This is a genomic window from Salinarimonas soli (assembly GCF_008386575.1).
Lineage (GTDB): Bacteria > Pseudomonadota > Alphaproteobacteria > Rhizobiales > Beijerinckiaceae > Salinarimonas_A > Salinarimonas_A soli.
In genome coordinates this window covers 39,982-52,949 of record NZ_VUOA01000018.1, presented here as the reverse complement: position 1 = coordinate 52,949, position 12,968 = coordinate 39,982, and the positions used below count along the sequence as shown (strand labels likewise).

Sequence of the window (12,968 nt, the reverse complement as noted above, 5' to 3'; positions counted from 1 at the left end):
GAGGCGGGCTCCGCCTCATCCCGAAGCCCATCCCAGGGAACTCCTGACATGACCCGATCCTACCTCGCGCTGGCGATCTCCGTGCTCGCCGCGTCCCTCGTCGCCGTCCTCCAGCCCACCGCCGCCCTGGCCGACGCCGGGCTCGCCGTCGCGGGCTCCAGCCTTCTCGCGCCTGCCGCCATGGGGCTCGCCGCCGGCGGCTTCGCGCTGGCCCGGCCCTACATCGCCCGCCCGCTGGAGGCCGCGCGCTACCTGCGCGACGCGTTCCAGACCTTCGACCAGGCCACGATGGACTCCGCCGGCGCCTTCCTGGTCGGGGAGCTCGAGCGCCTCGACCCGATGATCCACGAGCCGCTCGTCTCGACGACCTGGTCCCGTGACATCGATCTGCGCACCGACGTCCAGATGGGCGACACCTCCTCGTCCTACACGGTGTCGTCGTTCGGCGGCGGCGGCGGCGTCACCCCGAGCGGCATCAACTGGGCCTCGACCGAGCAGACCGCGAGCCCCCGCGTCTCGGTCGACATCGGGAAGATCCCGAGCCCGCTCGGCCTGTGGTCCGGCGAGGTCGCCTACACGATCCCCGAGCTGGAGAGTGCCCGCATCACCGGCCGGCCGATCGACACGCAGATGGTCTCCGTGCTCAACCTGAAGCACCAGATGGACGTGGACCAGATGGTCTATGTCGGGGACGCCACGATCAACCTGACCGGGCTCGCCAACTCGGCCCAGGTCAGCAACGTGTCGAACGTGGCGAACGGCGCCTCCGCGTCCGCGACGTGGGCCAGCAAGACCCCGGACGAGATCCTCAAGGACGTCAACGAGCTCCTGATCTCGGTCTGGTCCGCGTCGGGCTACGCTGTGCCCCCGACGAAGCTCCTCATCGCGCCGGTGCCGTTCGGCCTCATCGCGACCCGGGTGATCTCGGCGGCGGGCAACCAGACCGTCCTCGCCTTCCTTGAGACGAACAACATCCTCACCGCCGAGAAGGGCATCAAGCTCGAGATCAAGTCGGTGAAGTGGCTCGACAAGGCGGTGCGCCCGGGCGCCACGACCGATCGCATGATCGCGTACACCCAGCGCCCGGACTACGTGCGCTACCCGCTGGTCCCCCTGCAGGCCGCTCCGCAGCAGTTCCGCGGGATCTGGATCGTGGTCCCGTATTACGGACGCCTCGGCGTCGTCGAGACGGTCTACCCCGAGACCATCGGCTACCGCGACGGCATCGGCTGATCCGAAGCCCCGCCCCGGGCCTGACCCGCCCGGGGCACCGCCCGATCCGATCGGAGACGACGACATGCCCCAGCTCAATATCGTCCGCGCCTTCACGCTGCTCCTCGACGACGGCGAGACGAAGGTCGCCTTCAAGCCTGGCCTCCAGGAGGTCGACCAGACCTATGCCGCTCACTGGTACGTGCGCGAGAACCTTGCGCCGGAGGGCGACGCTACTGCCCCGGCCGGCGAGGGCGGCGCCCCGGCTCCCGCCCATGACATGATCCTTCGCGCCGACGCCGACGTCGAGCTCGACGGCGTGCGCCGGGCCCATGAGATCACGAGCGGCCAGCTCGACGAGGCGATGCGCACGGTCGCGACCCTCGTGGAGGAGCGCGACCGCCTCAGCGACGAGGTCAAGGCGCTGCGCGCCGAGATCGCGGCCCTTCGCGCGGCCCCGCCCGTCTCACCCCCGCTGGGCGATGCTCCGGCCCTCGTCGCTCGGCACCGCGGCGGCGGCTCGTACTCCGTCATGAATGGTGAGGTCGAGGTCGTGCAGAGCCTGAGCAAGGCCGAAGCCGAGGCGTTCAACGCCGCCGAGCCCGAGGCCAAGTCCGCCTTCGTCGCGAGCCGCAAGGCCTGATCGATGACCCCGGGCCGCTTCTACGAGATCTTCCCCGAGCTCGTCTCGCAGGACCCGGCGCAGCCCGACGTCGTGCCGTACTGGATCGGGTTCGCGGGAAAGCTCGTCGACGCGGCGCGCTGGGGCGACCTGGCCGAGGACGGGATCGCGCTGCTCGCGGCGCACCACGTCGTGCTGGCCCGCCAGGCGCTCGCCGCTGCATCGAAGCGTGGCGGGGTCCCGGGCGTCGCGGCAGGCGTCGTCTCGGGCAAGTCGATCGACAAGGTCTCGGTGAGCTACGACACTGGGTCCGCCGCGGTCGAGGGCGGGGCGCACTTCAACCTCACCACGTACGGCACGCGCTACCTCCAGCTCGCCCGCATGATGGGCCTGGGCGGGCTTCAGCTGTGAGCGTCACGGTGGTTCGGGACCGCTCCGCCGAGATCATGCGGCTCGTCTCGCGCCTGTCGCGCTCCCGGGTGCTCGTCGGCATACCGTCCGACGCACCCGAGCGGAGAGCGGAAGCCGGCGAGCCGAAGCCCGACATCACCAACGCGGTGATCGGCTACGTCCAGGAGTTCGGGGACCCCGCTCGCAACATCCCGGAACGCCCTTTCCTCGTTCCGGGCGTCGCCTCGGTCGAGGACAGGATCGTGGCGGAGTACCGGGCCGCGGCGAAGAAGACGATTCAGGGCGACACCGAGGCGCTGGGACAGGCCGAGCACCGGGTCGGGCTCATCGCCCAGAACGCGGTGCGCGCCAAGATCACGGAAGGCCCGTTCGCGCCTCTCGCCCCGCAGACCCTGGCCCGGCGCCGGGCCCGCGGGCGCACCGGCGAGCGCCCGCTCATCGACACCGGCCAGCTGCGCATGGCCGTGACCTACGTCATCCGGCCTCGGAGGCAGTAGCCCATGCCGCTCCTCGACGTCTCCGACCTGCTCAGCGATCCCATGTTCGCCGAGGAGACCCCGATCCGCGTCCGACGGACGCTGCGCATGGTCTCTGACCGGGGGCGCGCCGTCGACGATGTCGTCGAGATCCTGGAGATCGAGGGCGTGGTGACCCAAGGCTCGGGCTCGCCGCTCGTCCGCGCGCCGGAGGGCTCCCGGATCCTCTCGACGATCACGGTCCATTCGGACACCCGCCTCACCACAGGCACGGACGAGTACGACGCCGACGTCGTGATCTGGGGCGGCCGGGACTACACGGTCATGAACGCCGCGGACTGGTCGACCTTCGGCGCCGGGTTCTGCTCGGCGACCTGCGCCGCCATTGCGCCGGCCGGGGGCTGACGTGGCGAACGACAGCTCGACCAGGGGCTACCTCGCGCCCTTGGGCGCGCCACCGCCCGACGATGACGATCTCGCCGACATCCTCCAGGCCATGGTGGTCGGGATCACGGGGCTCGACGGTGCCCTGGTCCGGCCCCGCTGGCAGCCCAGGCCGCCGCCGGTGCCCCCGGTCGACGTGAACTGGTGCGCGATCGGCATCACGGCGCGGCAGGGCGACTATCTCGGCGCCGTGATCCACGACGGGGCAGGGGAGGGGACCAGCACCCACCAGCGCCACGAGGATCTCGAGGTGCTCGCCACGTTCTACGGACCGGCCGCGAACGGCTACGCGTCGCGGCTCCGCGACGGGCTCTCCATCGCCCAGAACCGCGAGCCCCTGTTCCTCGCCGGCATCGCCTACGTCGCGCCGGGCGCCCCGGTCCAGCTCTCCGACGAGGTCGGCGCCCTGATCCGCCGCCGGGTCGATCTGCCCCTGCAGTTCCGCCGCCAGACCGACCGGACCTACGCGGTCCTGAACCTCCGCTCCGCCCAAGGTGGGATCACCGAAGGCACGAGCACCACCCCGATCCTTGTGGAGCCCTGACCGATGAACGGTTTGCCCGTCTCCGATGTCGTGAAGGTCGACATCGCGCTTCAACCGCTCGCCGCTCCGGCCCGCAATTTCGGCGCAGCCGTGATCCTGGGCGATTCCGAGGTGATCGACCCCGTCGAGCGGATCCGCCAGTACGCTGGCCTCGACGGGGTCGCAAACGACTTCGGGCTGACCACCCCGGAGTACAAGGCGGCCGAGCTCTTCTTCTCGCAGGAGCCCCAGCCCTCGCTCCTCTACATCGCCCGCCGGGCGCGGAACGGCTCCAAGGCGGTCCTCCATGGCGGCGTGCTCACCACGGCGCAGCGCTCACTCGCCGTCTTCACCGCGATCACGACGGGCTCGCTCGTCATCACCGTGGACGGGGTCGCGAAGAACCTCGCCAACCTGAACTTCTCGGGCGTGACGAACCTGAACGGGGTCGCCTCGATCGTCACCACGGCGCTCGCCGGCGCGATCTGCACCTGGGATGCGATTCGGGGCCGGTTCGACATCGTGAGCCCCACGACCGGCGCGGCGTCAACGCTCACCTATGCCACGGGCACGGCGGCGGTCGCGATGTGCCTCGTCACGGGTGTCGCCTCGGCGCCGGTGGCCGGGGTCGCGGCGGAGAGCCAGGTCGGGGCGATCCAGATCCTCGCCGACCGGTCGCGGGAGTGGTACGCGGTGATCAACGCGGTCGCCGGCGTCACGAATGTCGAGCACCTCGCCGCGGCGGCCTACGTCGAGGGCTCGCCCCAGAGCCGGCTCTACGGCGTCACGATCTCGACCACCGACGTGCTCGACCCGACCCGGGACGACGATCTGGCGAGCCAGCTCAAGGCGGCGCGCTACAAGCGGACCTGGACGCAGTACTCCTCGTCGAGCCCGGTCGCGATCGCCTCGTTCTTCGGCCGCGCCGCGACCGTGAACTTCGAGGCCCAGAACACCACGATCACGCTGAAGTTCAAGCAGGAGCCCGGCGTCGTCGCCGAGACCCTCACGGTCTCTCAGGCCGCGACCCTGAAGGCCAAGAACTGCAACGTCTTCGTGAATTACGAGAACGGCACCGCCATCCTCCAGGAAGGCGTGATGGCGAACGGCTACTTCTTCGACGAGGTCCACGGCACGGACTGGCTCCAGAACGCGATCCAGACCGACGTCTACAACCTCCTGTACCAGGCCCCGACCAAGGTCCCCCAGACCGACGCCGGCACGAACCTCATCGTGACCACGGTCGAGGCGACGATGGCGCGGGCCGTGAACAACGGCCTCGTCGCGCCGGGCGTCTGGAACTCGGCCCTGGAGTTCGGGACGCTGCGGCGCGGCCAGGCGCTGACCAAGGGGTTCTACATCTACGCCCCCCTCGTCGCGCTCCAGCCGCAGGCCGACCGCGAGGCCCGCAAGGCGGTGCCGATCCAGGTCGCCGCGAAGCTCGCCGGCGCGGTGCACTCCTCCGGCATCCTCGTGAACGTCAACCGCTGATCGGAGCCCTGTCATGGCCACCTATTCGTTCCTCGACGTCCAGGCCGCGATCGTCGGCCCGGGCGGCTCGTTCTCGCTCTCGGGCGAGGAGGCCGGCGTCGCCGAGGAGGGCATCACCATCACGATGCTCGAGGACAAGAACACGATGCAGGTCGGCGCCGGCGGCGGCGGTCAGCATTCGCTGCATGGCGGGCGCGCCGGCACGGTCGCCGTGACGCTGCTCAAGACCTCGCCGGTCAACGCGCTGCTCTCGGAGATGTACAATTTCCAGACCATGTCCTCGGCGCTGCACGGGCAGAACACCATCGTGGTGCGCAACCCCGTGCGCGGCGACGAGGCCAGCGCCCGCCTGGCCGCGTTCAAGAAGCTGCCCGACAACGTGAACCAGAAGGTCGCCGGCACGAACACCTGGATGTTCGACGCGATCTTCATCGACCAGCGCCTCGGCGCCGGCCTGATCTGAGCGGGGATCCGACATGACCGAGTTCACCGTCGGCGGCCACGTCTACCGGGCGGGCCGCCTCGACGCCATGAGGGCGTTCCACGTCACGCGCCGCCTCACCCCCATCATGAGCGCGCTCGCCGAGATGGTGCCGGCGGCCCGGACGGCCGCTCCGGCCGAGGGCGAGGCAGCGGAAGGCGAGGCCCCGGGCGACGCCCACGCCGCCCTGATCCGGATGCTCGAGCCGGTGCTCGGCGCCGTGGCGCGCCTGCCCGACGCCGATGTCGACTACGTCCTCGCGGCGAGTCTCGGGGTGTGCTCGCGCAAGGTGGGCGAGCTCTGGGCGCCGGTCTGGCCGGCAGGCGCGCCACGGCCGATGTACGACGACATCACCATGCCGGAGATGATCCAGATCGCGTTCCACGTGCTGAAGGGCGCCATCGGCCCTTTCTTAGCCGGCGGCGGCCTGACTTCGTTCGCCAGCGCGCCGCGCTGAGCTTCGAGGCGGTGACGCTGCCCGACGACATGGGTTGGCTGCTGCGGCCGGTGTCGCGGGGCCACGCAAAGCTCCACGAACTCAGCGACGGCACCTACACGCTCTGCGACATCGCGCTGCTCAACGACATGCTCGACGTAGAGGACGAGAACGCGTTCCGGGCCCAGGAGGCGGCGAAGCGATGAGCCAGGACGTGATCAAGGAGTTCCTGGTCGGGCTTGGGTTCAAGATCGATGAATCCTCCCGCCGCCGCTTCACCGAAGGTGTCGATCGCGCCACCGAGCAGGTCAAGACGCTCGCCGTCGCAGCCGCCGCGACCGCCGCCGCGGTGACCGCCGCCGTCGTCAAGATGGCGGAGAGCTTCGACCAGCTCTACTACGCCTCGCAGCGCACCGGTGCCTCGGCCACGAACATCAAGGCGTTCGGCTACGCCGTCTCGCAGATGGGCGGGTCGGTCGAGGGCGCGCGGGGCTCGCTCGAGGCCTTCGGGCGAGCGCTGCGGGTCAACCCCGGCAACGAGTCGATGGTGAAGGCGCTCGGGGTGCAGACCCGGGAGGCCAACGGGCGGCTCCGCGACACGGTCGACATCCTGGCCGATCTCGGCGGCGCGCTGTCGAAGAAGCCCTACTACATCGCGGTCCAGTACGCCGAGGCGCTCGGGCTCGACGAAAGCACGTTCAACGCTCTGGTGAAGGACACCCGGCGCTTCCGGGAGGAGTACCAGAAGACCGCCGCGGCAGTCGGCCTCGACAATAAGAAAGCCGCCGAGACGTCGCGCGAGCTCATGGAGAACTACCGCTCCCTGAGCCTGATGGTCACGACGGTCCTGGAAAAGGCTCTCACCGACATCGCGCCGGTGCTGAACCGTGTGCTCCAGGACCTCCGGCAATGGTTCTTCGAGAACCGGGACAAGATCGCGGAGACGCTCCAGGCCGTCGCCGGCGGCTTTGAGAGGGTCACGAAGGCGCTCACCGGCGAGAATGGGCTGAAGACAGCCATGGAGGCCTTCGCGGTCTTCGCGGCAGCGTGGGCGCTCGGCTTGCTCCGGGTGCTGGGCCCGACGAGCCCGCTGGGAATCGCCCTCGCCGCGCTGTTCGGGCTCGCCTACATCGCAAACAACCCGGGGCCGGCGACGAGCAAGCCCGGCGAGTGGAACCCGCTCGGCGACTATCTCAACGGTAAGACGCCGAAGCGGCGCGACGAGACCCGGGGTGAGGCCGACGAGCGTGGCGCGGCGGAGAAGGGCAATGGGCGCTACAACGCTCGCGAGCCCGAGGCGGAGGGGACGTACCGTCCCAAGTACAAGCTCTCGGCCGCCGACCTCGACGAGCGGGTGATCAACACGATCGCCGGCGAGGCGCGCACCAAGAACGCTGAAGGCGTCGACGCCGTCATCAACAACATGCTGAACCGGGTCGGATCGAGCGGCTGGGGCCCCAGCGCTAACCTGCTCCAGGTCGCCCGTGCCCCGGGCCAGTACGCCGGCTATCGCCAGGCCAACGCATCCGAGGCGGACTTCATCAAGAGCCGCATCGAGGCCATCGCCTCGGGCGGGGTGCCCGACAACACCAACGGGTCGAACTCCTTCCGCTCGTCCTGGTATCTGGGCCCCTGGCGCTGGCGGCACGGCCACGGCCCGGTGATCGGCGGCAACCGGTTCGGCTACGTGCCCGGCTTCGACAACGGGCCCTACGCGCCCTACCAGACCCCGCGCAAGGCGCCGCCTCCACAGGCCCCGCCCGAGTTCGCGCCGTTCGGCGGCAAGGGCCTGCCATCCTTCGATCCCGGTCGGTTCGGCGGGGGGCGCTCGCCGTTCGAGCAGTCCTACCCGCTGATGCCCTCGGGCGGCGGTGGCGGCGACACGAACGTCGAGATGAAGCAGGAGACCAACATCCAGGTGATGGGCTCCTCGGATCCGGCGGCCACCGGGCGCGAGGTGGCGGGCCAGCAGCGCGGGGTCAACGCCCAGCTGCTGCGCCACACCCAAGGCGCGCTGCGATAGGAGGGGCCGGTGTCACTCATCGACGACGTCTACGCCCTGATCCAGTCGAACCGGCGCGAGATCGGGACGCTAATCCCGCACATCGTCTCGGAGGAGAGCCACCGGGACGACCTCTTCATCACGCTCCATCCCGTCGAGCGTGGCGCCACGATCTCCGACCACGCCTTCAAGATGCCGGCCACGGTCGAGATGCGGGTCGGCTATTCGAACTCGACGGCGGGCCAAGAGGGCTTCGTCCAGGAGGTCTACCAGGAGTTCCTGGATCTCCAGTTCGAGCGCGAGCCGTTCGACGTGTTCACGGGCAAGCGCGCCTACACGAACATGCTGATCGCCTCGCTCCAGGTCACGACCGACCCGCGGACCGAGGAGGTCCTGAGCCTCACCGTGGGCCTGCGCGAGGTCATCATCGTCGACACGCAAATGACGAGCTCGAAAAAGCAGGCCGATCCGAGCCGAACGGGAAGCCCGGTCGAGGGCGGGCAGCGCCAGCTCAAACCCAGCAGCCTCTCTGTCGCTGACGGCGGGATCCGCTAAAATTCAGCCCAAGCTGAACTTAGTAGCGGAAGCCTTCCGGGTTCTGTGATTGGCTCTCCCGAAGCGTGATGCGGACGCAGTCAGCGAGGCCTGAATAGTAGAAGAACTGCTCCGTACCATAGGCGGTCTCATTCAGCGCGCTCTTGAGCTGCGCCCGGCATGTTCGGCGCTGGTCATCCGTCAGGTTCGACCAGAAACGCTTGGCGAAGTCGTAAGCCGGTTGTTCGATCCGCATGCAGTAGGCTTTCGCCCGCTCAGACCGGTCGCGCACACTGCTGAAATACGCGCAACCGGCCTCGACATCGACGACCGGAAAGGCTGTTCGATCCGTCTGCGCGGAAGCCGATGTGAGAAGGGCGAGCGCAACGGCGCAGCACACGGGTCGGAGCATCAAGTTCCTCGGGTTCAGGGCAGCACAGGTTCGGCATAGCACCGACACCACCCCTGCGGACAGCAGGTGGCTGCTCCAGGCATCCCGATCGCCGGAGGCTTTCGATAGCGGAACCGCTTTCCGTCGAGCGCAGCGCAAGCCTCACACACATCGGCATCGCCCGCAGTGCGCCACACGAACTGTGTGCAACCGATGTGCTCAGCGCGCCGACGCTGATCTTCACCAATTGCCGCCGCCTTGGCTCGCATCGCCGCAACGTGCTGCTGGTGATCCACATCGATTTCTACAGCTGTTTGCCCGCGTCTCGTCGGAACGGCTACGCGGCGCCCGTACAGAGTTGGATCCGAGTCCGGTAGAGCGGCCTTCGATCCTGGTGAGAACAGCCTGAGAAGCCAGCGCATCGTCGATCCTCGGTGGCGGGCTACCGCACCATGGGGAGACGATTCGGTCGAGAGGTCCGATGGCTACCTATGAGTTCCCCCTAACGACAGGCCCGCAGGCCTTCAGCCTGCGCCTGGGCGACACCGAGTACCGCCTGCGGCTGACCTATCGCCGGGCGCCGGAAGCGGGCTGGATCCTCGACATCGGGCGTGCCGCCGACGGTGTGCCGTTGCTCTCTGGCCTGCCGCTGGTCACCGGCGCCGACCTCCTCGCCCAGCACGCCCACATCGGGATCCCGGGTAGCCTCTACGTGGTGACCGACGGCAATCCCGACGCGGTGCCGGCCTTCGACGATCTCGGCGGCCGCACCCGGCTCCTCTTCGTGGACGCGACATGACCCGCCAGTGGATCAGGTACTGCCGACTCACCATCGAGGGCTCGGGCAAGACGCTCGACGTCTCGCAGCTGCGCATCGCGTTCCGGGTCGGGCAGGGCGACCGCCAGACCCCGAACCACGCCGACATCCGGATCTACAACCTCTCGGCCGAGACGCAGGAGCTGATCAAGAAGGAGTTCGACAAGGTCAGCCTCGAGGCGGGCTACGAGGACGGCCACGGTGTCGTCTTCAAGGGCGAGATCATCCAGAAGCGCACCGGCCGCGAGAACCCGGTCGACACCTACCTCGACATCGTCGCGAAGACCTCGGTCCAGGCCTACGACTATGCCGTGACCTCGAAGACGCTCGGCGCGGGGTGGACCCATCGCGACGTGGTCGACCAAGCCGCGGCGGACCTGAAGCCCTACGGGGTGACGGTGGGCCACGTCGCGGATCTCGGATCCTTTCGGGCGCCGCGCGCCACCACCCTGTTCGGCATGACCCGCGACGTCCTGCGACGGGTCGGGTTCGCCACGGACACGAGCTGGTCGATCCAGAACGGCGAGCTCCAGCTCGTTAAGAACCGGGGCACGCTCCCGGGAGACGCCTTCGTGCTGAACTCCCGCACCGGGATGGTCGGGCTCCCCATCCAGAGCCTCCAGGGCGTCGAGGTGCGCTGTCTGCTCAACCCGAAGATCCGGCCCGGCTCCCGGGTGAAGATCGATCAGGCCAGCATCCAGGAGCAGCGCTTCGCGCCCCAGTACACCGCCGAGGTCAACAACAGCATGATCCCGAGCCTCGCGCCCGACGGCTTCTACAAGGTCCTGATCGTCGACCACGTCGGCGATACGCGCGGCCAGCCCTGGTACTCCGACCTGGTCTGCCTTCGGGCGGATGGGCAGGGACCGTTCCCGCTCAGCCTCGGCGGGCGCGGCATCACCATTCCGGATTGAGTCATGGCCATCGACGTCCGCGAAGCATTCGACGATGGCGAGGAGACGCTACGCTCCGCGATCGAGGGCCACCTCGCCAATCTGTGGACCGCCGTGCCGGCGCGGATCGTGTCGCACGACGGGGCGACGGGCAAGGCCGTGCTCCAGCCCAGCGTGAAGATCCGCCGGCGCAAACCCGACGGGACACAGGACTGGATCAGCCTGCCCCAGCTCGCCGACGTGCCGGTCCACTTTCCGCACGGGGGCGGGGTGACCATGACGTTCCCGGTCGAGGCCGGTGACGAGGCCCTCGTCGTCTTCGCGTCGCGCTCGATCGACGCCTGGGCGCAGTCCGGCGGCGAGCAGCAGCAGGTCGACGCCCGGATGCACAGCCTCTCCGACGGCTTCGCCTTCGTGGGCTTCCGATCGGCGCCGCGCGCGCTCGCCAACGTCTCGACGGACGCGACGCAGATCCGTTCCGACGACGGCGAGACCCTGATCTCGCTGGAGCCCGGCGCCAACGTGTTCCTGAAGCACAAGGCGACGAGCCTGGAGATCACGGAGGCGAGCGCCATCCTCCGGCGCTCGCTGATGCTGGTCAGCGTCACGAACAACCGGGTCGACCTCGGCGGGCTCGGCGGTTCGGCGGTGCAGACCGTCGCCGGCCCGTCCACCAAGGTCTTCGCGATCCTCTGAGGCGGCCATGCTGTACCGCAAGCTCACCGCCGACGGGGACTACTCGTTCGGGCGCGGCCGCGCCGACTTCTGGCGCGACGTGCCCGAGGCTCCGGCCCAGGCCGTGAAGACCCGGCTCCACCTCGAGCGCGGGGAGTGGTTCCTCGATCTCGACGAGGGCACGCCGTGGCGGACCCGGGTGCTGGGCCGGCGCACCGCGGACACCCGCGATCCCGTGACCCGGGCCCGCATCCTCGGCACGACCGGGGTGACCGGGATCTCCGCCTATTCGAGCCGGCTCGACCGCGAGACCCGCGCCTTCACGGCGCAGGCGACGATCGACACCGCCTATGGCCGGACCACCATTTCGGAGCCGATCTGACATGCCGATCCCCCTCGCCCAGATCACCGAGACCGGCATCACGGCCCCGACCTATGCGGAGGTGCTGGCCTACCTGCAGGGCGAGTTCCGGCGCATCTACGGCGCCGACATCTATATCGAGCCCGACTCGCAGGACGGCCAGCAGATCGCGGTGTTCGCGCAAGCGATCCATGACACGAACTCCATGGCGGTCGCGGTCTTCAACGCCTACTCGCCCTCGACCGCCCAAGGAGCGGGCCTGTCCGCGAACGTGAAGCTGAACGGCCTGGCCCGCCGGATCGCGTCGTTCTCGACGGTGGACCTCAGGATCATCGGGCAGGCCGGGGCCACGATCGTCAGCGGAGTGGTGCGCGACGCCGACGGGAACCGCTGGGTTCTGCCGACCTCCGTCGTGGTCCCGCCCGCCGGCGAGATCACGGTGACCGCCACCGCCGCAGCGCCGGGCGCGCTGCGCGCCCCGGCCGGCACCGTCACGACGATCGCGACGCCGACCCAGGGGTGGCAGAGCGTGACGAACCCGCTCGCTGCGACGCCGGGCGCGCCGGTCGAGAGCGACGCGGACCTGCGCCGCCGGCAGGCCGTGTCGACCATGATCCCGTCGCGCTCGATCCTGGAGGGGCTCGTCGGCGCCGTGGCCGAGCTCCCCGGCGTGACCCGGTACCGCGCCTACGAGAACGACGGCGGCGCTCCGGACGCCAACGGCCAGCCCGGGAACACCATCGCGCTCGTCGTCCAGGGCGGCGACACCACTGCCATCGCCCAGACCATCGCCCTGAAGAAGGGGCCCGGTTCGGGCACGCACGGCACCACGGTGGTCGACGTGGTGGACAGCTTCGGGATCACCCGGGCGGTCCGGTTCTTCCGGCCCGCCGTGGTGCCGATCAGGGTCGCTCTGAACCTCACCGCGCTGCCGGGCTACACCGCCGCGATCCAGGCCAAGGTGGTGCAGTCCATCACCGATTACCTCAACGCCCAGCCGATCGGGCTCCCGGTGTACTGGATGCGGCTCCTGGTGCCGGCGAACCTGTTCGGCGCCGCGGAGAGCCGGACCTTCGAGATCAACTCGCTCACCGTGGCCCGGGGCGCGAACCCGCTCGCTGCGGCCGACGTCGCGATCGCGTTCAACGAAGCCATGAGCGGCCAGATCTCGGACGTCTCGATCACGGTGGTCTGACCCG

General features: G+C 69.4%; 18 protein-coding genes. 17 read left to right on the top strand and 1 reads right to left on the bottom strand.

The window, feature by feature from the left end:
- Positions 1-48: 48 nt before the first annotated feature.
- The 12 genes from F0L46_RS08330 to F0L46_RS08280 all read left to right on the top strand — a co-directional run bounded on the left by F0L46_RS08330 (position 49) and on the right by F0L46_RS08280 (position 8,653).
- Complete coding sequence (locus F0L46_RS08330; protein WP_210247624.1) at positions 49-1,233, top strand: DUF2184 domain-containing protein; 1,185 nt, start codon at positions 49-51, stop codon at positions 1,231-1,233.
- 64 nt (positions 1,234-1,297) lie between these two features.
- On the top strand, positions 1,298-1,855 hold the full coding sequence (locus F0L46_RS08325) for an STY1053 family phage-associated protein (protein ID WP_149816626.1): 558 nt from the start codon (positions 1,298-1,300) through the stop codon (positions 1,853-1,855).
- 3 nt (positions 1,856-1,858) lie between these two features.
- Positions 1,859-2,245, top strand: coding sequence for a DUF4054 domain-containing protein (locus tag F0L46_RS08320; protein WP_149816624.1), 387 nt, complete (start codon positions 1,859-1,861; stop codon positions 2,243-2,245).
- A gap of 8 nt (positions 2,246-2,253) precedes the next feature.
- The gene (locus tag F0L46_RS08315; RefSeq protein WP_149816623.1) at positions 2,254-2,742 is read left to right on the top strand and encodes a hypothetical protein; all 489 of its coding nucleotides are present in this window, start codon (positions 2,254-2,256) and stop codon (positions 2,740-2,742) included.
- Between the two features lie 3 nt (positions 2,743-2,745).
- Positions 2,746-3,126: a hypothetical protein gene (locus tag F0L46_RS08310; protein WP_149816621.1), complete on the top strand. Its 381-nt coding sequence runs from the start codon at positions 2,746-2,748 to the stop codon at positions 3,124-3,126.
- A 1-nt stretch (position 3,127) separates the two neighbouring features.
- On the top strand, positions 3,128-3,709 hold the full coding sequence (locus tag F0L46_RS08305) for a phage neck terminator protein (RefSeq protein ID WP_149816620.1): 582 nt from the start codon (positions 3,128-3,130) through the stop codon (positions 3,707-3,709).
- 3 nt (positions 3,710-3,712) lie between these two features.
- Complete coding sequence (locus tag F0L46_RS08300) at positions 3,713-5,179, top strand: DUF3383 domain-containing protein (protein WP_149816618.1); 1,467 nt, start codon at positions 3,713-3,715, stop codon at positions 5,177-5,179.
- A gap of 13 nt (positions 5,180-5,192) precedes the next feature.
- On the top strand, positions 5,193-5,642 hold the full coding sequence (locus F0L46_RS08295) for a tail tube family protein (RefSeq protein ID WP_149816617.1): 450 nt from the start codon (positions 5,193-5,195) through the stop codon (positions 5,640-5,642).
- Between the two features lie 13 nt (positions 5,643-5,655).
- Positions 5,656-6,117 carry a phage tail assembly chaperone gene (locus tag F0L46_RS08290; protein ID WP_149816615.1) on the top strand — a complete coding sequence of 154 codons (462 nt, stop codon included), beginning with the start codon at positions 5,656-5,658 and terminating at the stop codon, positions 6,115-6,117.
- 11 nt (positions 6,118-6,128) lie between these two features.
- Entirely contained in the window at positions 6,129-6,302 is a 174-nt protein-coding gene (locus F0L46_RS26085) for a DUF6889 family protein (protein ID WP_188311900.1), read from the top strand.
- Positions 6,299-8,119: a phage tail tape measure protein gene (locus F0L46_RS08285; protein ID WP_149816614.1), complete on the top strand. Its 1,821-nt coding sequence runs from the start codon at positions 6,299-6,301 to the stop codon at positions 8,117-8,119. Before F0L46_RS26085 ends, F0L46_RS08285 begins: the two co-directional genes overlap by 4 nt.
- A gap of 9 nt (positions 8,120-8,128) precedes the next feature.
- Positions 8,129-8,653, top strand: coding sequence for a phage baseplate protein (locus tag F0L46_RS08280; protein WP_149816612.1), 525 nt, complete (start codon positions 8,129-8,131; stop codon positions 8,651-8,653).
- 19 nt (positions 8,654-8,672) lie between these two features.
- Here F0L46_RS08280 and F0L46_RS08275 read toward each other — a convergent pair whose 3' ends face one another.
- Complete coding sequence (locus tag F0L46_RS08275) at positions 8,673-9,044, bottom strand: hypothetical protein (RefSeq protein ID WP_149816610.1); 372 nt, start codon at positions 9,042-9,044, stop codon at positions 8,673-8,675.
- A 460-nt stretch (positions 9,045-9,504) separates the two neighbouring features.
- Between F0L46_RS08275 and F0L46_RS08270 the strand changes: the two genes are divergently transcribed.
- The 5 genes from F0L46_RS08270 to F0L46_RS08250 are packed head-to-tail and all read left to right on the top strand — an operon-like array spanning position 9,505 to position 12,964.
- A complete protein-coding gene (locus F0L46_RS08270) occupies positions 9,505-9,822 on the top strand; it encodes a phage baseplate plug family protein (protein WP_149816609.1) in 318 nt (105 codons plus the stop codon).
- On the top strand, positions 9,819-10,754 hold the full coding sequence (locus tag F0L46_RS08265; RefSeq protein WP_149816608.1) for a phage protein: 936 nt from the start codon (positions 9,819-9,821) through the stop codon (positions 10,752-10,754). The genes F0L46_RS08270 and F0L46_RS08265 overlap by 4 nt, the downstream gene beginning before the upstream one ends.
- Before the next feature lie 3 nt (positions 10,755-10,757).
- Complete coding sequence (locus tag F0L46_RS08260) at positions 10,758-11,429, top strand: Gp138 family membrane-puncturing spike protein (protein WP_149816606.1); 672 nt, start codon at positions 10,758-10,760, stop codon at positions 11,427-11,429.
- 7 nt (positions 11,430-11,436) lie between these two features.
- A complete protein-coding gene (locus F0L46_RS08255; RefSeq protein WP_149816605.1) occupies positions 11,437-11,790 on the top strand; it encodes a contractile injection system sheath initiator in 354 nt (117 codons plus the stop codon).
- A 1-nt stretch (position 11,791) separates the two neighbouring features.
- Entirely contained in the window at positions 11,792-12,964 is a 1,173-nt protein-coding gene (locus F0L46_RS08250) for a baseplate J/gp47 family protein (RefSeq protein WP_149816603.1), read from the top strand.
- Positions 12,965-12,968 lie beyond the last annotated feature (4 nt).

Bases quoted from the DNA above. Each gene is read 5' to 3' on its own strand.
- F0L46_RS08325 (WP_149816626.1), top strand. From the start codon at position 1,298: ATGCCCCAGCTCAATATCGTCCGCGCCTTCACGCTGCTCCTCGACGAC.
- F0L46_RS08290 (WP_149816615.1), top strand. From the start codon at position 5,656: ATGACCGAGTTCACCGTCGGCGGCCACGTCTACCGGGCGGGCCGCCTC.
- F0L46_RS08265 (WP_149816608.1), top strand. From the start codon at position 9,819: ATGACCCGCCAGTGGATCAGGTACTGCCGACTCACCATCGAGGGCTCG.
- F0L46_RS08310 (WP_149816621.1), top strand. From the start codon at position 2,746: ATGCCGCTCCTCGACGTCTCCGACCTGCTCAGCGATCCCATGTTCGCC.
- F0L46_RS08255 (WP_149816605.1), top strand. From the start codon at position 11,437: ATGCTGTACCGCAAGCTCACCGCCGACGGGGACTACTCGTTCGGGCGC.
- F0L46_RS08320 (WP_149816624.1), top strand. From the start codon at position 1,859: ATGACCCCGGGCCGCTTCTACGAGATCTTCCCCGAGCTCGTCTCGCAG.
- F0L46_RS08250 (WP_149816603.1), top strand. From the start codon at position 11,792: ATGCCGATCCCCCTCGCCCAGATCACCGAGACCGGCATCACGGCCCCG.
- F0L46_RS08275 (WP_149816610.1), bottom strand. From the start codon at position 9,044: ATGCTCCGACCCGTGTGCTGCGCCGTTGCGCTCGCCCTTCTCACATCG.
- F0L46_RS08260 (WP_149816606.1), top strand. From the start codon at position 10,758: ATGGCCATCGACGTCCGCGAAGCATTCGACGATGGCGAGGAGACGCTA.
- F0L46_RS08300 (WP_149816618.1), top strand. From the start codon at position 3,713: ATGAACGGTTTGCCCGTCTCCGATGTCGTGAAGGTCGACATCGCGCTT.
- F0L46_RS08270 (WP_149816609.1), top strand. From the start codon at position 9,505: ATGGCTACCTATGAGTTCCCCCTAACGACAGGCCCGCAGGCCTTCAGC.
- F0L46_RS08330 (WP_210247624.1), top strand. From the start codon at position 49: ATGACCCGATCCTACCTCGCGCTGGCGATCTCCGTGCTCGCCGCGTCC.
- F0L46_RS08295 (WP_149816617.1), top strand. From the start codon at position 5,193: ATGGCCACCTATTCGTTCCTCGACGTCCAGGCCGCGATCGTCGGCCCG.
- F0L46_RS08285 (WP_149816614.1), top strand. From the start codon at position 6,299: ATGAGCCAGGACGTGATCAAGGAGTTCCTGGTCGGGCTTGGGTTCAAG.